This is a genomic window from Vibrio sp. 2132-1, from assembly GCF_033344315.1.
On sequence record NZ_JAWPON010000003.1, the window covers coordinates 304,643 to 322,707 of the forward strand.

General features: G+C 43.8%; 14 protein-coding genes. 4 read left to right on the plus strand and 10 right to left on the minus strand.

Annotation, left to right across the window (positions count from 1 at the left end; translation table 11 throughout):
• Nucleotides 1–62: 62 nt before the first annotated feature.
• Nucleotides 63–2,396 (minus strand): YgiQ family radical SAM protein, encoded by a 2,334-nt coding sequence (locus R8N47_RS04830; protein ID WP_064354146.1) that lies wholly within the window; start codon nt 2,394–2,396, stop codon nt 63–65.
• Nucleotides 2,397–2,821: 425 nt separating this feature from the next.
• Here R8N47_RS04830 and R8N47_RS04835 point away from each other — a divergent pair, with 425 nt between their 5' ends.
• The 3 genes from R8N47_RS04835 to R8N47_RS04845 all read left to right on the plus strand — a co-directional run bounded on the left by R8N47_RS04835 (nt 2,822) and on the right by R8N47_RS04845 (nt 6,428).
• Entirely contained in the window at nt 2,822–5,278 is a 2,457-nt protein-coding gene (locus tag R8N47_RS04835; RefSeq protein WP_064354145.1) for an EAL domain-containing protein, read from the plus strand.
• Nucleotides 5,279–5,364: 86 nt separating this feature from the next.
• Nucleotides 5,365–6,075: a hypothetical protein gene (locus tag R8N47_RS04840; protein ID WP_064354144.1), complete on the plus strand. Its 711-nt coding sequence runs from the start codon at nt 5,365–5,367 to the stop codon at nt 6,073–6,075.
• 152 nt (nt 6,076–6,227) lie between these two features.
• Nucleotides 6,228–6,428, plus strand: a complete 201-nt coding sequence (locus R8N47_RS04845) for a DUF4250 domain-containing protein (protein WP_005376762.1) — start codon at nt 6,228–6,230, stop codon at nt 6,426–6,428.
• Nucleotides 6,429–6,449: 21 nt separating this feature from the next.
• On the opposite strand, the gene metR is transcribed toward R8N47_RS04845, so the two are convergent.
• Nucleotides 6,450–7,361 (minus strand): HTH-type transcriptional regulator MetR, encoded by a 912-nt coding sequence (gene metR / locus R8N47_RS04850; protein ID WP_054730490.1) that lies wholly within the window; start codon nt 7,359–7,361, stop codon nt 6,450–6,452.
• A gap of 281 nt (nt 7,362–7,642) precedes the next feature.
• Here metR and metE point away from each other — a divergent pair, with 281 nt between their 5' ends.
• Complete coding sequence (metE, locus tag R8N47_RS04855) at nt 7,643–9,925, plus strand: 5-methyltetrahydropteroyltriglutamate--homocysteine S-methyltransferase (RefSeq protein ID WP_064354143.1); 2,283 nt, start codon at nt 7,643–7,645, stop codon at nt 9,923–9,925.
• A gap of 133 nt (nt 9,926–10,058) precedes the next feature.
• Here metE and R8N47_RS04860 read toward each other — a convergent pair whose 3' ends face one another.
• The 8 genes from R8N47_RS04860 to R8N47_RS04895 form a co-directional block, all read right to left on the minus strand.
• A complete protein-coding gene (locus R8N47_RS04860; protein WP_005386726.1) occupies nt 10,059–10,451 on the minus strand; it encodes a GspS/AspS pilotin family protein in 393 nt (130 codons plus the stop codon).
• Nucleotides 10,452–10,454: 3 nt separating this feature from the next.
• Nucleotides 10,455–10,751, minus strand: a complete 297-nt coding sequence (locus tag R8N47_RS04865; protein ID WP_005386727.1) for a YciI family protein — start codon at nt 10,749–10,751, stop codon at nt 10,455–10,457.
• 115 nt (nt 10,752–10,866) lie between these two features.
• Nucleotides 10,867–11,262: an acyl-CoA thioester hydrolase YciA gene (gene yciA, locus R8N47_RS04870; RefSeq protein ID WP_005376768.1), complete on the minus strand. Its 396-nt coding sequence runs from the start codon at nt 11,260–11,262 to the stop codon at nt 10,867–10,869.
• 225 nt (nt 11,263–11,487) lie between these two features.
• The gene (locus R8N47_RS04875) at nt 11,488–12,051 is read right to left on the minus strand and encodes a septation protein A (protein ID WP_033905687.1); all 564 of its coding nucleotides are present in this window, start codon (nt 12,049–12,051) and stop codon (nt 11,488–11,490) included.
• Nucleotides 12,052–12,249: 198 nt separating this feature from the next.
• Entirely contained in the window at nt 12,250–12,492 is a 243-nt protein-coding gene (locus R8N47_RS04880; RefSeq protein ID WP_005376770.1) for a hypothetical protein, read from the minus strand.
• A 111-nt stretch (nt 12,493–12,603) separates the two neighbouring features.
• The gene (locus R8N47_RS04885; RefSeq protein ID WP_064354142.1) at nt 12,604–15,144 is read right to left on the minus strand and encodes a hybrid sensor histidine kinase/response regulator; all 2,541 of its coding nucleotides are present in this window, start codon (nt 15,142–15,144) and stop codon (nt 12,604–12,606) included.
• Complete coding sequence (locus R8N47_RS04890; RefSeq protein WP_033905683.1) at nt 15,137–16,321, minus strand: acyl-homoserine-lactone synthase; 1,185 nt, start codon at nt 16,319–16,321, stop codon at nt 15,137–15,139. The genes R8N47_RS04885 and R8N47_RS04890 overlap by 8 nt, the downstream gene beginning before the upstream one ends.
• 156 nt (nt 16,322–16,477) lie before the next feature.
• Nucleotides 16,478–17,737 (minus strand): dicarboxylate/amino acid:cation symporter, encoded by a 1,260-nt coding sequence (locus tag R8N47_RS04895; protein WP_005376774.1) that lies wholly within the window; start codon nt 17,735–17,737, stop codon nt 16,478–16,480.
• Between the last annotated feature and the right edge of the window lie 328 nt (nt 17,738–18,065).

Here is an 18,065-nt window from a genome sequence, read left to right on the forward strand (position 1 = left end):
ACAAAACAAAAGGGCTCCAGAGTTACCTCTGGAGCCCTTTCTAGTATTTAAGTGCTAAAGAGTTAGCGACGCTTTGGTTTACGTTGACCAGCTGGTTTGCTTTGTCCTTGTGGGCGACCTTGGCCTTGCGGTTTGCTACCTGCCGGGCGGTTTGCACCGTTGCCGCTAGGACGTTGGCCGTTGCTTGCAGGGCGTTGACCACCTGTAGCTTTACCCGAACCGTTACGGTTGCCAGATGGTTTACCATCTTTTGAACCGCCTTCAGAACGTTTGTTCAAATGACCACCGAAGCCTGGTTGGTTTTTGGTATGTTTGGTTGCAAAGCGGTTTGCCCCGTGACGACCAGATTTACGACGTTGCGCAGGTGTTTGTGCTTCAATGTCTTCCGCAGGAACGAGACAGCCTTGTTTGTCACCGATCAAATGTTTTTTACCCATACTGACTAGGGCTTCACGGATCATTGGCCAGTTTGCTGGATCGTGATAACGCAACAGCGCTTTATGCAGGCGACGTTGACGTTCACCTTTTGCTACAGGTACATCTTCACGTTTTTTGTACTTCACGCGTTTCAGAGGGTTTGTCTCTGAGTAGTACATCGACGTTGCGTTACACATTGGCGAAGGGTAGAAGTTTTGTACTTGGTCACATTCGAAGTTGTTCTTTTTCAGCCACAGAGCAAGGTTCAGCATGTCTTCGTCTTCTGTGCCTGGGTGCGCAGAGATAAAATAAGGGATTAAGTACTGCTTCTTGCCTGCTTCTGCACTGTATTTCTCGAACATCTCTTTAAAGCGATCGTACGTACCCATGCCTGGCTTCATCATCAGATCAAGAGGACCTTTCTCTGTATGTTCCGGTGCAATCTTCAAGTAACCGCCTACGTGGTGAGTCACGAGCTCTTTCACGTATTCTGGTGATTCAATCGCAAGGTCGTAACGTACGCCAGATGCAACCATCACTTTCTTCACGCCTTCAACTTTACGCGCTTCGCGGTATAAATCGATCGTGTGTTTGTGGTCTGTGTTTAGCTTGTTACAGATGCCCGGGAATACACAAGAAGGACGACGACAGTTCGCTTCCGCTTTTGGATCTTTACAGCCCAGGCGGTACATGTTTGCAGTCGGGCCACCAAGATCGGAAATTGTGCCGGTAAAGCCTGGAACTTTGTCGCGAATTTCTTCAATCTCGTTGATGATAGACTCTTTCGAACGGTTTTGAATGATTCGACCTTCATGCTCGGTAATCGAACAGAAAGAACAGCCACCAAAGCAACCACGCATGATGTTCACAGACGTCTTGATCATGTCGTACGCAGGAATTTTTGCTTTGCCGTACATAGGATGAGGAACACGCGCGTAAGGCAGGCCAAACACAAAGTCCATCTCTTCGGTCGTCAATGGAATTGGAGCTTGGTTTACCCAAAGTTCACGATCACCATGGCTTTGAAGTAACGCTCGACCAGAGTACGGGTTCGTTTCTAAATGCAGTACACGGCTTGCATGCGCATAAAGAATGCGATCGTTTCTTAGCTTTTCAAACGAAGGTAAACGGACCGCAGTCGTCGCAGCATCGTGGCGTGATGGGCGAATTGTGATTGGTTGTGCAACTGGCTCGTCTTTTTTAGTTTCACACTGAGTTTCTACTTCGTACGGGTTCTTTGGTACGAACGCTTCTTTACGAGGTTTTTCAATGCGAGAAGAATCAATAACCGTGTAGCCTTCTGGTGCAGCTGGCAAGTTCACGGCAGTACCACGAATATTGGTCATGGTGCTGATGTCTTCGCCGTTTGCGATGCGATGTGCTACTTCGACAAGTGCGCGCTCTGCGTTACCAAAAAGTAGGATGTCTGCTTTTGCATCAAACAGTACAGAACGGCGAACTTTATCTGACCAGTAATCGTAGTGTGCAACACGGCGTAGGCTAGCTTCGATACCACCTAAAACAATAGGTACTTCTTTGTATGCCTCACGACAACGTTGAGAGTAAACCAACGTTGCTCGGTCTGGGCGTTTACCACCTTCGTTATTCGGTGTGTACGCGTCATCGTGACGAAGCTTTTTATCCGCGGTGTAACGGTTGATCATGGAGTCCATGTTACCCGCAGTGATCCCGAAGAACAGATTTGGCTTACCAAGTTGCATGAACGCATCTTTATTTTGCCATTCTGGTTGAGCAATGATACCGACACGGAAACCTTGTGCTTCTAGCAGGCGGCCAATGATAGCCATACCAAAGCTTGGGTGATCCACATAAGCGTCACCGGTTACAATGATAATGTCACAGCTATCCCATCCTAGGGCATCCATTTCTTTGCGACTGGTCGGCAAGAAAGGTGCCGTACCAAAACACTCTGCCCAGTATTTTTTGTACTCATGAATAGGAGTGATGTTATTGGTCATATTTTGCTCTCTGTTCCAGGGAGCGCGAATTATAGCGATTTGATTATCAGGTATCTATAACAAACTCATCTATTCAAGCTTAGTTCATCGAGTTTTATTTGGTTTGTAAAAATATCAATGCTCTATCGGCGATTTTCTGTCTAATTTCACCTTGAAAGCCTCATGGTTATAGATCGGTTCATGAAAAATGTCGCAATCTTAATACAAAGCATAAGCAATGGTGTGCTTATATGGGGTAAAGCCTATAATCAAATTGGTGCATATTAAATACAAAAGGCTGAGCTGCTCTGGAAATAGTTCTAAGTCGATAGGCTTATCGTTGACACAATCCATCTATAAAGAGGATCGGCAGGTCCCAACTGGAATGTCGCGAATTGACTGTGAATTTTGAGCCTTGGGCTAATTACAAAAAAAGGGGCTAGGGTATGAGTGAATCTACGACAACAGTGCATCCAAAAATGCAAACGACTTCCAGTCTAACTCCTGTTATAGAGTGGTCTTACGATATTGATACTCGCGAGTTCGAATGTGATCAGCAAGGAATGGCAAAGGCATTTGGGATAAGTACGCCAGTAACCAGCCTAAATAACTTGTTTGATCATATGCTGATGGGGCAACAAGAAACGCTAAAACAACGAATTCTAGAAGTGGAACTCTTTGGCGGACGGGGGCGGTTTTCTTGTTGCATGATGCTAAAAAACGTTAACTTAGTGCACGTTACTATTAGTTTTGAAAGGCTCAATAAGCGCATTATCCAAGGCACTATCATTCCACAATTAACAATCACTGGTTGCGAGGAGTTAGCGAAAATTCTCGAAACGATTTTTGATTTGCCAAATGTAGGCGTTTTAGTTGCCGATGAAGATACGCGCATTTTAGGTTGTAACCGTGCCTTTGAGTTACAAATGGGCTATCAAAACCGAGATCTGGTTGGGCTTAAAACTCATATATTCAGTACCTCTCACCATAGCCAAGCGTTTTATGATCAGCTGTGGCAGCAAATTAATGATGAAGGATGTTGGTGTGGTAACTTGCTGAGCAAAACAGCAAACGGTAGCAACCAAGCTCATCATCTTTGTATTTACCGACTTACGTTTCACTCTGGACGAATTCTTTATCTCGGATTTTCTACGGATATTTCTGCTTCGTTGTTGTGGATGAAAAATCGTTGTGAACAACAGCATGATTGGGCTGCCTTTTTACCGACGAGGAAAGAATTTGAACTCCAATTAGCTACCTTAGCGAATGAAAGCAGAAATAAAGAACTCAACATTGTTATGACACTAAGACCCAAGTTTTCGGAGAGATACTTGCTTGAACAGCAATTAGGTTTTGCAGATTTTATTATGCGAAGTCGCTACACCAGTATTGCGGGGCAGTTATCTCGGGATGTGTTTGTCGTATGCTTGCAGACCCCTCATTGTCAATGGTTGAGCCCGGTTCGTTTGATCCAAATTGCCATGAAAGGGTTCTTTAATGAGCTTAGAAATGAAATGGGCACAAAAATGCATGCCACTATCGTTAAAGGCCAAACTGGTGTGTCAATCCTTGGCTATGATACGAACCGACCAAGACAAGCGCTAGCACATGCAGCGCAAGCAATGTTGTCCTCTATTTCCGGTGAAGGCAGCTATTTCAACTTTTACGACAGTGAACTTCACTCTGAATTAGTGAAGCGCCAACATCTCGAGGCGTTTTTGGAGGCGCAAATAGAGAGTGGGCTAGTGGACGTTTACTTTCAACCGATTATCGACGTTCAAACCGGAAGCGTGGTTAAGTTCGAGGCTCTCGCACGCTTCTATGATGAAAATGATGCGTATTGTACGCAAAAGATGATCGCTATTATTGAAGATCTAGAACTCATAGCGGCACTTGATGATGTGGTCTGCCAAGCTGCGTTGAAGCACTTTCCGCGCTTACAAGAAATTTATGGCGAGGAAGTGGGCGTGACCATCAATCGCTCCCTCAATACGAAATTGGATTCTCTTCAGATCCTTCAGCGGTCGCATGATTTGATTAAAGCCAGTGGTGTAGACCCTAAGCGAGTAACTATCGAGCTAACAGAAACCGCGTATTTTGAACAAGATGAGGAGCATACTCGAGCTCTAGAGGAAGTGCGGAAAGAGGGCATTGAGATCGCGATTGATGACTTCGGTACTGGGTATTCTTCTTTTTCTTATCTAGAAAAAGGGCAGTTTGATTTACTGAAAATAGACCGAAAATTCGTTAAGAACATTCATAAAGGGAGCACCAGCTATAACATTGTGAAAATGGTCACCGAGCTTGCACAGCAAATGAATGTAAAAGTGGTTGCTGAAGGCGTGGAATCTAAGCAAGAACTTCAAGTATTGGCAGAAATCGGTGTCGATTACATGCAGGGCTTTCTATTTTCTGCTGCCGTGCCTGTCGATTTGATGGATAAAGCGGACAGTTATGAGCATCTGTTCTCTGACATCGCGATTGAGTCTAAGCAAAGTGATGTGTTGCAATCTGTGAGCCATGAACAAGTCAGGTCTATGGACCCTGGAGAACCGCTCTCCTTGGCAGTGGAGTACATGAATTTGAATCCAAGCTTGCCTTTAGTTGTTCTCAATGAAAATCGTTGTGTTGGGTTAATTACGAAAGAGACAGTGAATTTACACCTAACGCCTTCGATGGGAACAGAGCGAGAAACTGAACGAGAAAGCCGAATTTGGAAACGTCCTGTTAATCAGATAATGAGCACCGAATTTGTGTTGGTTGATGAGGATTTACCTGTCTCTGTTATTCGAGAGTTGGTTAAAATCGGGATTCGTTTCCCTTGGGTACTGTGTAATACCAAAGAAGAGTACCGTGGAGTTTTAACGCAGGAAGACGCGTTGAAGTATCTTGCTTCTCTGTGAATAAAATTGTCTTACCGTTTTAGCTCATTTGGGGGCCGACTTTCGGTGGTTTGGCGATAGTTGATTTGATATTATCGCCCCCCAAAATGACTTTTGAGCGTGCATTCAACATGATTCAACAATTGCTGGTTACTTTCCCTCCGATGCTATTTGGCGCACAAGCGCTACTGACTTTGCTTCTAATCAAGGGCGATATTTGTCCTGGTCAGCGAGGACGTCTTCATAAAATGTTGCCAGCAGTAGCTGTATTGTGGCTCGCTGTTGCGTCACTTCGCATTGAAGCATTTATGATCGTGTTTGCTATTTTCTACTTCTATTCTCAGGTTCAAACCAAGAAAACGCGTGAAAAAGGGCCACTATGGGCGATGCATTTAGCGAATGGTTTGGCCTTTGCGTATGTAAGTATTCAGGTATTTGAGCAATCAAGCTGGCCAGCATCGATAGCGATGGCGCTAATGATATTTTTCCTTGGGGCGTCATTTTCTCAATTGCTACTTACGATAGCTCGCAGCAGATTACAGGCATTTCACCGCATTTTACCAGTTACTGGCATTGTGTCTGGAATGCTATTAGTCATCGCAACGTTGTTTGCTTCTTACCAGTTAAATGAAGCTGCACTGAACGCTGCAACACAGCCAATCTTGCTGTCTTTAGCTATGCTAATTTCTTCAATTATCGTGTGGTGTTGGCATATTTTTACGCATAAGAAACCAGAAAAGGTGCAACTGAGCGTAGCTTTGTTGCTAGCACTCGCGTCGATGACGAGCCTGCAAGGTTTATTCTCTCTCGCGGCTTGACCTCTACTCTAAAGACAAAGTTAGACGGCTTATATCCAAGTGCTTTCTTGGTGCTTGGGTATAAGGTGATCACGTTTTAGATCTCACTCACTTTAAATTCGCGTGATTACTACTACGCTTGTTTATATACCTTGTCGAAGAGGAGAGTCGCGATGGATTTAAGCAATGTAGGTAATCTGGACAGCACTATTTTGCTAGGTATCGTCAACGAAAAGCTACGTTTAGAGTGCGACAGTTTTGACGAGTTAGTATCAGTGTATGAGATGGATGTAGAGTCTGTAGTCGGCAAGCTTGATATGCTCGGTTATCAGTACGATCCATTGACTAACCAATTTAAAGCATATCAACGCTAAGCCTTTCATAACCCAAATATTTTAAGCCACCTTGATTCCGTCAAGGTGGCTTTTACATTGTAGCCTCGCGGTTGCGAAAAAAGCTTGTAAGTAACGCTTCTCTCTCTCTGAGTGACGCGTTGCTGCAAACAAGCGACGCCATAAGCCTTGGCCGAAAGGTTTACTGGTAATAAGACCTTGGCGAGAAAATTCAGAAATCGCCCAATTGGGTAGTGCCGCCACCCCTAATCCAGCAGAGACCATCTGAACTAACATGAGAGTATTGTCGGCTTGCTTCCATTTCGCAGGTTCTATTCCTGCTGGCTGAAGAAAGTGTTTTACGACGTCTAGCCTCTGTTTTTGAACAGGATAAGAGAGCATGGTTTGATCTGCGAGATCTTGCGGATCAATAATTTCTTTTTCCGCCAATGGGTGGTTGGTTGCGGTAATTAAACGCATTTCAAAGTCGAATAGAGGCTCGTAGTGGACTTCAGATCGAGGTTGGATATCGGAAGTAATAACAAGATCGAGTTCGCCTGCCAATAAAGCTGGGAGTGGTTCAAAGCCAAAACCAGAGGAAAAGTCCAATGTTACGCTAGGCCAAGCAAGTTGGTACTCCCTAAGTGCAGGCATTAGCCATTGGAAGCAAGAGTGACATTCAATGGCCATATGTAATCGGCCATTGACGTCTTCTTTCAAGCTCGCTAAATCATTTTCTGCTCTTGCGAGTTTCGGAAGGATATCTTCTGCAAGACGCAATAGGATTTCTCCCTCTGAAGTGAACTTCACCGGACGAGTCTTTCTCAGGAACAGTTGCCCTCCAATTCGCGCCTCCAAATCTTTGATCTGATGAGACAGTGCCGACTGAGTGAGATGCAAAGCGGTCGCTGTCGCCGTTAGAGAGCCAGTGTCTCGAAGCGAAGTGAGTGTCCGCAAATGTTTTAGCTCTATCATGAATTCCTTTCATCCTTTGTTGCTCGCTATGAACAGAATAGCAATCGTGTAAATAACTTAACGACAAAAAATGGATATGTAAACGTCTAGACGTCTATTTGTTGTTTTTATCTGCGAATCATGTCGCTTCATGATGAATTTTTTTAATAAACAAGTTGAATAAATGGACGTTGTTCTAATATCAGATGAGAGCGATAGTTTAGCCATCCAGACATCTCATTCTTTACCGAAAGATGCTCTGATCCAAACAAATTGAACAAAATTGAGAAAGGAATAGGGACATGGCGACAACGACTCACATACTAGGTTATCCACGCATTGGTGAAAAAAGAGAATTAAAATTCGCTCAGGAGAAATACTGGCGAGGAGAAATTGATCAAGCTGAGCTTAAAAAGGTTGGGGCAGATCTACGCGCCAAAAACTGGCAAACACAAACGGATGCTGGTCTGAGTTTTGCCACAGCTGGCGACTTCGCTTGGTACGATCATGTACTGACGACCACGTTGCTATTGGGTCATGTGCCAAAGCGTCACGCTGGTGGTTTCCCTAACCTGGATACGTTGTTTAAAGTGGGTCGCGGTCAATCTCAGGCGGGTTGCAGCTGTGCGGGCGCTGCGGCATCGGATATGACCAAATGGTTCAACACAAACTACCATTACATCGTCCCTGAATTCAGTAAGGACGATACGTTTGAAGTGAGCTGGCCCCAACTGTTTGAAGAAGTCAATGAAGCGCTTCAAGCTGGCCACCAAGTGAAGCCTGTTTTGCTTGGCCCAGTCAGTTACCTTTACTTGGGCAAAGAGGTCGAAGAAGGGTTTGACCGCTTAACCCTGCTACCACGCTTACTTACTGCTTACCAAGCTATTTTGGCAAAGCTAGCAAGTCAAGGTGTTGAGTGGGTTCAGATTGATGAGCCAATTTTGTCACTGGAGCTAGAAAGCAAATGGGCTGATTCGTTTAAGCTGGCCTACCAAGTGATTCGAAGCGATGTAAAAGTGCTGCTAACGACGTACTTTGACTCCGTAAGCGATACGCTAGACAAAATTGTAGAGTTACCGGTGGATGGTTTGCATATCGATTTATCTACCGTCCCTAAGCAGCTTGACGATGTAGTTACCAAGTTACCGGAAGATTGGGTGCTTTCTGCTGGTGTTGTGAATGGTCGTAATGTGTGGCGTTCAGATTTAAGTACCCAACTCGAGCGTCTACAGCCAGTCAAAGAGAAACTGGGCGACAAACTTTGGGTTGCCAGTTCATGTTCTCTGCTACATAGCCCTGTTGATTTAGCACTGGAAACAGAACTGAGCGAAGAAGTAAAAAGTTGGTTTGCCTTTGCAAAACAAAAAGTGGCAGAAGTCGCCTTGCTTGGCCGAGCGCTCGATGGTGATCAAAATGCGATTCGCGCTTGTGATACCTATAGCCAGCCAATCAAAGCGCGCAAGACAGCAACACATGTGAATAAACCTCAAGTACAAGCGCGTTTAAACAACATTACCGCGTCACTTGCCGAGCGCAGCGCACCTTATGCAGAGCGTGCTGCGCATCAAGCTGAAGTATTGGGCTTGCCTTTGTTGCCAACAACGACAATCGGCTCTTTTCCTCAAACGGGTGAAATCCGGGTGCAGCGCAGCGCTTATCGTACAGGTCAATTATCTGAGTCTGAATATATCCAAGCACTTAAAGGACATATTGCTGACGCAGTGAAACGTCAAGAGGCGCTCGACCTAGATGTGCTTGTTCACGGTGAAGCAGAGCGTAACGACATGGTGGAATACTTCGCTGAGAACTTGGCGGGTTTTCAAACGACCAAATTTGGTTGGGTACAGAGTTATGGCTCTCGCTGTGTGAAACCTGCCATTGTAGTTGCTGACATTGAACGTGAAAAACCGATCACGGTTGAATGGTCGACGTACGCCCAGTCGCTAACCCGCAAACAGATGAAAGGCATGTTGACTGGACCAGTAACGATTTTATGTTGGACGTTCCCACGTGAAGACATCACACGTCAAGAAATTGCGCAGCAACTTGCTTTGGCACTGCGTGATGAGGTGTCTGACCTGCAAGATGCAGGCATCAATATCATTCAAATTGATGAGCCAGCCATTCGAGAAGGTTTACCACTAAAAAAACGCGATCACAAAGCGTACTTAGAATGGGCCGTAAATGCGTTTAAGGTCTCTGCGGCAAGTGCAAAACCAGAAACTCAGATTCACACTCATATGTGTTACAGCGAGTTCAATGAAATCATTGATTCGGTTGCGGCACTCGATGCGGACGTCATTACCATTGAAACATCTCGCTCGAATATGGAGTTGCTGAAAGCATTTGAAGAGTTCAATTACCCGAACGAAATTGGCCCTGGTGTTTATGACATTCACTCACCAAACATTCCTACGGAAGAATGGATTGAAGGTTTAATCAAGAAAGCGGCAGAAAAAATTCCGGCTCAACGTTTGTGGGTAAACCCAGATTGTGGTCTGAAAACACGAAACTGGAAGGAGACAGAAGCCGCATTGGCAAATCTGGTTTCAGCGGCGAAGAAGCTCCGTGCTGAGCTGGCGTAACACATCGTTACAGCAAATAAAAACGGAGACTGTGGTCTCCGTTTTTCTATTCTTAATTGTTAACTTTCGTTTTCAGATTATCCAATAATAGCGAATCATCGTCTCATGCCGAAAGCAACAAAAATTACTGTAGCTACTTCACCTGAGTACAAGTCTGTGCGGAAACCAACTCATCTGCCATCAACTGACCGCGAGAATTACGTACCTTAATACGATACATCAAGCCCATATCAATTTGCTTGCGAACTTCTGGGTTGCTGCAGTAGGTATAGATACTGGTATTCAGTACTTGATTTAACGGCTTTGCACCGAGTGCGCCATCGTTATAAATCATCATCATCTCTACAACATTTTTGTTGGATGAGACACGCATTATTTGCAGTGGACCGTACTCTAAAGGGAGGCCCGCAGACAAGACTCCTGCTCGGTTTGATGCCATAAGCTCAAGTTGGCGCTGATTATCATCGGTTGATGAACAGCCAGCCAGAGCACCAAATACCAAGAAAAGACACAGTAATTTTTTCATAAATTAAAACACTTTTTTGAACGGTTTCACGATTACATGATCGTAAACACCAGCCGCTACATAAGGATCGGCTTCTGCCCACGCTTTAGCATCCTCTAGAGAGGCGAATTCAGCGATGACAGTTGAGCCCGTAAATCCAGCTTCTCCAGGATTGTCAGAATCTATCGCAGGCATCGGACCAGCTGTAAGAAGGCGACCTTCGTCTTGTAGCTTTTGTAAGCGATCCAAGTGTTGTGGGCGAACGCTCATGCGTTTTTCCAACGAGTTCTCAACGTCCTGTGAAAAGATGACATACCACATAGCATAGTTCCTTAATTGGTAGGGTAAAGTGTTAATTTAACGCCTTTTTTGTGTCTCTCACAAGTGAACAACAGAAAATGTGAGATCCTTTCTAACTGTTAGCGTTGTAGGTTGACTAATTCTGAACCGGACGTGGTTTACCTTCACTGTCAATGGCTACGTAGTTGAAGGTCGCATCACAAACCATGAAGCGTTCGCCAACACCGTGAGCTTTGACGGGTTTGACCCATACTTCCAAATCGACACTCATGGATGTGCGGCCGATCTTAGTGCATTCGCCGTAGCAGCATACGACATCGCCCACACCAACAGGTTTTTTGAACGTAATGCTTGATACCGAAACGGTGACAACGCGACCACAAGAGATCTCTTTTGCCAGAATCGCGCCCGCTAAGTCGAGCTGAGACATTATCCAACCGCCAAAAATATCGCCATTGGCGTTTGTATCTGCAGGCATTGCAAGGGTACGAAGCAGCATTTGACCTTTCGGAGAGCTAATTTCTTGACTCATTGTGACATCCTAAATCTTAAAGGCGCTCAAACTAAGCGCCAACATAGTAAATACCTAGAACCAAAGGTCCTTAAAAAACCGCAGATACCGGACCAGAGAAAGTTGGTTTACAGCAGCAAGAATGGTCTGAAAACGGTACGTTGTTTGAGCGGTTTACTGATACATGGAGCAAAACAGCGACCCTAAGGTCGCTGTGAAGTCGCGGATTATAGCAAAACTGAGTTTTTAATCATCAGTGGATACATCGGATGAGTTATTTTTTTGTTCTTTTGGCATGTGTTTATAAATGTAAAAGCCAGTCGCAATCATGTAGGCAAATGTCGCGATCAACATTCCAAATACTTTGAAGTTAACCCAAACATCCAACGGCAATTCGTAAGCAATATAAATGTTTAAGCCAGCGAAGAATGAGAAGAAGCCAACCCAAGCCCAGTTAATCTTTGCCCAAACAGCGTCAGGTAACGTAATTTCCTTGCCTAGCATTCCTTTGATAGCTGATTTTCCCAATGCGTGGCTCACTGCTAAGCCAATCGCCAGAATCGCGTAAATGATGGTGACTTTCCACTTTATAAAATTGTCGTCGTGGAAGAAAAGGGTCATGCCGCCGAAGATAGTGACGATAACAAATGTTATTAGCTGCATCTTTTCGACTTTCTTATACAGCGCGTAGGTGACGACAAGTTGAATGGCTGTTGCTACGATCAGTGCACCTGTCGCCACGTAGATGTCGTACAGCTTGTATAAAGCGAAGAAAATGATGAGTGGTATAAAGTCTAGGATCTGCTTCATGATGGCAAAATCTACCTAATTGTTGAATTGAAGACAGTCTAACGGAATCTGACAAGATGTGAATACTGAGGAAGTTAAGGTAAGAATAGTAACGCTTAGTATATCGTACAGCCCGCAAGCTTCTTCCATGTCTAAACAGCAAATGGAAGGAATAAAAATTGCCGCGTGAAGCGGCAATAAAGTTGAGAGTTTTAAACCTTAAGCCACACGTTGATATTGGGAAATAAGCGTTTTTACATCTTCTAAATAGCCTTCTCGCAGTAAGTTATCGACCGTTGCTTCTAGCTCTTCGAGAGACATCGTGAAGCAAGTGGATTTACCAGTCATCAGGCTCAGATATTGATGATACTCTTCTTCTGTATAGTGGCCTAAGCGATCAAGTAACAGTGTTTTGATTCCATGATGAATCAAGCCGTAGTATGTATGTCGATGAAGTAACATGGCGATCTCCTTATCAAGCTCATACGCTACTCTTTTGCAGCCTGCTTGACCTTCTGGATAATTCGATTTACTCCACTAATGCACATCTAGTGCCAATTCTATATTTGCAGATTAAAAAGTGTTGGAAGGTGCAAAATTCTCGTTCTGTAACCATCTTTGGATGACGACTTGAAGTGCATTTAACGTGGTGGGCTTTTCGAGTCTGTCATCCATGAGTTTCGAAATTAGCTCCAACTCTCTAGCTCCAGACTCACCAGATAAGGCAATGATTGGAACGGAGGATGTGATTTGCTTAATCCGTTGGCTTGCGTCAAATCCATTCATTACCGGCATTTGGACATCCATAAGAACGAGATCAATCTTGTGAGAGTGGAATAGTTCTACCGCAGAGGCTCCATTATTTGCTTGTAAGCTGTTGACTCCCAGCCTTTTTAAATACATCTGTACCAAGGTGCGTTGCACCTCTTTGTCATCAACAATGAGCACTGTTGGTGCATCTTTAGATACTTGTACGTGTTGAGCTGAATGATTTTCAAAATGTGATGCAGTTGCTTTCCAGCTATCAAAGTCCGGTGCTCTTAATGTCTCTGGTTTTGGTGCGTTTGGTACGACTGGGAAATACAAGTAGAATTCTGTGAACTCGTTCAATTCAGACTGGCACTCTATTCGTCCTCCGAAGGAGCGCATAACACGTTGGCAATAGCCCAAACCTAAGCCACTGCCTCCGCTTTTTTGATACGAGAAAAAGTCATCAAATATCTTGTGTAAGATACTGCTATCTATACCTGGCCCACTATCTCGGAAGATCAGAATGTTTTCGTAAGCCCCCGTCTGGGTACGAATCTCAATTTGACTGTCGGGATAAGAATCAAAATAGTAGATAGCGTTACGAATCAAATTGAAAATGACAAAGTTAAACAGGGTCTCATTTAACTTCGCGACAAAATCGTGTGCCTGTGGCAGGTTAATTCTCTCTATTATTTGATCGTTTTCAAAACCATAACGGCTTACTGCTTGGTCGATGGCTTTATGTATGGAAGTGAGAGCTAAAGGCTCATGCTCTGATGAACTGTCGCTAACTTCTCGTAAAATAATATCGATAAGTTGTCGACCGCGTTGTATAGCGGCTTCACCTTTATCAATTTCTCTTTTTAGCGTATCCAGTGAGGCGTTTGACTCTATATGCTGTTTTAAAGCTTCAAATTGTAATTGTACTTGAGCGAGAGGGTTACGCATTTCATGTGCAATGGAGTTAGCCAGCGCACGGCTTTGGCGTACCTTTCTATCGGCTTCAATGGTGCTCTGGATGCGAACTAATAACGTTTGCAGAGCTGAGATTTCTTCATTAGAAAACAGCTTATTATCTATTTTATGTGAAGAAATCAGCAAGTGAGTAACAGACTTTCCACGACCGAAGAGAGGCATAACGAGCGCAGTATTGCTTGAGCGCATACGCTCGTAGAGCTTTCTCATCGACCCTTTAGAAGAGGAGGCATAATCAATTTCTTCAGACAACTCATCAAGCACGAGAACTGACTTGCTTGACGGCAGGTACTCTTCGTAAAACGTTTCTGTGTAATTGCTAGTGACTAGCTGTAGCTTGTTGTTTGGTATGTTAAGTAACGATGCCAACTGACGCATAGCATCATCTATTGAGCGTTTAAACTCTTCCTCTAACCCAAGGATTTGCTGAACGGGAGTGTGTCGTTTCCCATAAATAAAATACGAAGCGTAACGACTGACTCGCTTAAAAAGCAAGTGCCAAGTGATACCGATAAGCGCACATAAAGGTACCGCAACAAGCCATTGGTTATCTTCAGAGATCGGAATAAATATCGCCCCTAGCGGCAGAACAAAAATGGCGCAGACTAAGAGCGCGCTTACCGTTAAGTACGTGAGATATTTAGCGCTGTAGAAGCGAGAGGTAAGTAGGGCATAGCCCACAAACAACATTTCGCTGATTGAAAGTGCTGGTGGTAACCAAGTTAGGGAGAAGTCGCCAAGGAAATACGTCATTCCAAGGTGTATCACTGCCGTAGATAACATGAATACCAAAATGCCAGCGATCATATAGTTGCTTTTTGCTAGCGTGAGCTTGCTGCTGTTCGCGCGCATGGCAATCAAGTTAAGCAGCGTTAGTACCACGAAAGCTAGCAAACTAATGAAAAAATATGAGGTATGTGGGCCAAATTCAATGACGAACTGGCTTGGACCACTAATGGTGACATTTTCGACAGTAAGATTCGGCACTAAGTTGATGTACAGTGAATACGTTGCTAGTGCGACAAAGACGACTTTTTGCCAGACTTTGACCGCTGTTTTTTTAACATCTGCGGTTAACTGGCAAGAAAAATAGAATGCAAACGCAAAGGCGAAAAAAGACGCTAAGTTCGCTAACTTAGCCATAAAAATGCCACCAACAGAGCCTAATTCTGGCAATAAATCGGTATGGAAATAGGCGTTGCTGCTTATCCAAACAATGATACAGCTGGAATAAGCGATGTAAGGCGCGTGATGCGAGCCTAAGATTGATTCACTCTTCTGTTTTAGGCGATAGCAGTAATACAGTAGCCAAGCGAATACTATTAGTACAGTCGCGTACAATGCCATTGCTTTTGGGTAAAAGAGACCGTGCAAATGAACATCAAGCATGCTCATTCACCTTTTTATCCATTCTTTTTGTTCGTACGCAATGTTTGTAGTCGCGAAATTGTATGTCTTGAAATGCTTCAACCATCATACCTAAATTCCAGAAACCGCGGTATGTCTTGGTACCGTCACCGTTAATGTCGCGGTATCCTGAGTGAAAGTAGGCACTTAAATCAATAGATTGATAGAAATTTAACATAAATACTTGCTCAATAATGGTAAAGCCGAGCTTATAGCCTGCTTTATAGAGCTCGCTCATCATAGTTTTTTGCGCCAGATACAAAAAATACAGCTTTTGTTGAATGTTGCCTCCCACCGTAAGACGCAGTACTTCGCAAACCGCTTCAGTGTTCTTTACATGAGATTGAAACTGAGCATCAAACCCAACAAGAGTGTGCTCAGGAGTTAGAGCACGACACTCCAAAATACCCAGTTGATAGAGAACACTGTACCCATGATTAGGAAAGCAAAACTGCCATTGTTCGTTACTAAACTGTGGTGAGTAACTGAGCCAGTTATTTCGTTGATGCCAGCCTTGCACTATAGCGGAGGAGACCATGATTGGTGAAGATGACGATTTGAGCAAGAGCGCAAAGTGCTGCCCTTTTTGCGAGAGTGATAAAAGAGGCAAGATTTCAAACCACTGTTCAGCTTGGACGAAAAGCTCAAGATTACTCAGTGTGATCGCTTCGGAAATCGGCATTAACGCAGCATGATTTGGCAGCATTACCTCAAGATCGCAATCTGCGATATCTTCAATTAACACGCTAGTATAGCTGTGGTCGTCAAACGGAAGCGGAGTAGGAATCGCAGCTTCGTTTGAAGGATATTTTTGCTTGATTGCTTCGATCTCGCATTGACACCAGAAAACCATCCAATGCGGGTAACAATCTGCGGCAAGTTGTTCAAGTAAACGAATCTCTTTGGAGAAACCTGTCGGATACTGTTGCACTAAATCTCGATAATCCATTAACTCAAATAGTGCAGAAAGACTTTTTGATGCGTGTTTAGGAAAGAGAGATTTAAGCAGTTTTATTCGATACAGAGCAACCTGTTGAAAAAGAGCATCTCGTTTTTGTTTCGTTAGGGTAAGAATAACTGAGTCAACCAAGGCCTGCTGCTTTGATTCGATCGGCAAATTTGTTTTGGTGAGATAGTCCAAAGATTGCTCAAGACTCATGATATAACCTAGCTCTAACGTTTTGTTATATTTTGTAATGGTTTATATCATTTTGAAAAATTTATGCCATCGGTTTCTATTTGTATAGTTACGTAATGCAAGAAAAGACAAAAAAACCGCTCATTATGAGCGGTTTTTGGTCTATTCAAGAAAGGGTTAGGCTTCTTGCTTTTTTAGCTCAGCTTCTGCCGTTTCTTCTTCAATTAGCGCATCAACGATAACTGCACATGCAGCATCACCTGTGATGTTCAGTGCTGTACGAATCATATCGAAAATACGGTCAAGAGCGAATAGCAGCGGTAGACCTTCAATTGGAATGCCAGCGGCAAGAAGCACGGCAACCACTAGGAAAGAAGGGCCAGGAACACCCGCTTGACCAACCGCACCCAATGTAGACGTTACGATAATTGCAATGTAAGCGCCCATGCCTAGATCGATATTGAACAGTTGAGCAAAGAAGATAGCAACCAAGCCATAGTAAATCGCATTACCTGACATGTTGATCGTTGCGCCTAGAGGCAGAACAAATGATGCAGTTGAATTTTTTACGCCCAGCTCTTTTTCACAGGTGTCCATTGTAACAGGCAGTGTTGCCATAGAAGACGCTGTTGAAAGCGCAACTGCTTGCGGTTTCTTCATTGAAGACAGGAATTTCTTCGCAGATGTCTTCGTGAAAACATGCACCATTGCTGGGTAAACAACGAAACCGAAGATTAGGATGGCGGCAACGTAAACAACGAACAGTTTAAACACCACCATTAGCGCACCAAAACCGAACGTACCGACGGCTTCTGCCATCAGACCAAATACACCGATAGGTGCAATGATCATTACTTTGTTGATCATCCAAACCATTGCGTCAACGATGCAGTTAACACCATTGATGATTGGTTCACGACGCTCTTTTGCTTGCTTAGAAATCGCAATACCAAAGAACATACAGAAAACGAGGATCTGTAGGATGTTTGCTTCATTTAGTGATTGGAAAACGTTGGTTGGGATCATACCAGTGATGGTTGCCCAGAAAGTAGGTAGTTCACCTTTTGAAGCGTATTCTGCTGAGAACATGCCTTCGACGCCAGAGACGTCGATACCCATGCCTGGTTGGAATACTTCACCCATAAATAGTGCAAGCGCAACGGCTAGGGCGGATGTTAAACCAAAATAACCTAGAGTGACGATACCAACTTTACCTGCTGACTGGCTGTTCCCAAGACCAGCGGCGCCAGAAATCAAGGCTACAGCGACCAAAGGAATAACCAACATTTTGATTAAGTTGATAAAGATAGCACCTAAAGGAGCGAACACTGTCGCATCATGACCCATCATGGCACCAACGGCTGTGCCCACGATCATGGCGATTACGACTTGTACGCCAATGTTGTTTAGCAAACTCTTTTCTTTTAACACTTCCATAACCTCTGTGCTAATAAAATGTAAAATCCTAAAATTACCCACTAACCATAAATGGATTTACGGATAATTATCTCGCCTTGCTTTTTACACTTATCGTTTACAATTGGCAATATGCAGCAAGGTATTATTGATGGATTAATCGATATTTTATTGACGAACGATAAAGTTTTGTTCAATAGCAAACGTTTGCTATTGATTTTTCTTATAAGGGTTACGCTTGGGATTGTTCAAGTTTATTTTTCTTTATTTGTTTTCTTTTTGTTAATTTTAACCGCTTTTGTATTTGCTATTGCAGTCAGAGTTTTTAGTGACTTGGGGTGATATTTAT

Excerpts from the sequence above, each read along its gene's own strand:
- R8N47_RS04830 (WP_064354146.1), bottom strand. The coding sequence starts at position 2,396 with ATGACCAATAACATCACTCCTATTCATGAGTACAAAAAATACTGGGCA.
- R8N47_RS04835 (WP_064354145.1), top strand. The coding sequence starts at position 2,822 with ATGAGTGAATCTACGACAACAGTGCATCCAAAAATGCAAACGACTTCC.
- R8N47_RS04840 (WP_064354144.1), top strand. The coding sequence starts at position 5,365 with ATGACTTTTGAGCGTGCATTCAACATGATTCAACAATTGCTGGTTACT.
- R8N47_RS04845 (WP_005376762.1), top strand. The coding sequence starts at position 6,228 with ATGGATTTAAGCAATGTAGGTAATCTGGACAGCACTATTTTGCTAGGT.
- metR (WP_054730490.1), bottom strand. The coding sequence starts at position 7,361 with ATGATAGAGCTAAAACATTTGCGGACACTCACTTCGCTTCGAGACACT.
- metE (WP_064354143.1), top strand. The coding sequence starts at position 7,643 with ATGGCGACAACGACTCACATACTAGGTTATCCACGCATTGGTGAAAAA.
- R8N47_RS04860 (WP_005386726.1), bottom strand. The coding sequence starts at position 10,451 with ATGAAAAAATTACTGTGTCTTTTCTTGGTATTTGGTGCTCTGGCTGGC.
- R8N47_RS04865 (WP_005386727.1), bottom strand. The coding sequence starts at position 10,751 with ATGTGGTATGTCATCTTTTCACAGGACGTTGAGAACTCGTTGGAAAAA.
- yciA (WP_005376768.1), bottom strand. The coding sequence starts at position 11,262 with ATGAGTCAAGAAATTAGCTCTCCGAAAGGTCAAATGCTGCTTCGTACC.
- R8N47_RS04875 (WP_033905687.1), bottom strand. The coding sequence starts at position 12,051 with ATGAAGCAGATCCTAGACTTTATACCACTCATCATTTTCTTCGCTTTA.
- R8N47_RS04880 (WP_005376770.1), bottom strand. The coding sequence starts at position 12,492 with ATGTTACTTCATCGACATACATACTACGGCTTGATTCATCATGGAATC.
- R8N47_RS04885 (WP_064354142.1), bottom strand. The coding sequence starts at position 15,144 with ATGCTTGATGTTCATTTGCACGGTCTCTTTTACCCAAAAGCAATGGCA.
- R8N47_RS04890 (WP_033905683.1), bottom strand. The coding sequence starts at position 16,321 with ATGAGTCTTGAGCAATCTTTGGACTATCTCACCAAAACAAATTTGCCG.
- R8N47_RS04895 (WP_005376774.1), bottom strand. The coding sequence starts at position 17,737 with ATGGAAGTGTTAAAAGAAAAGAGTTTGCTAAACAACATTGGCGTACAA.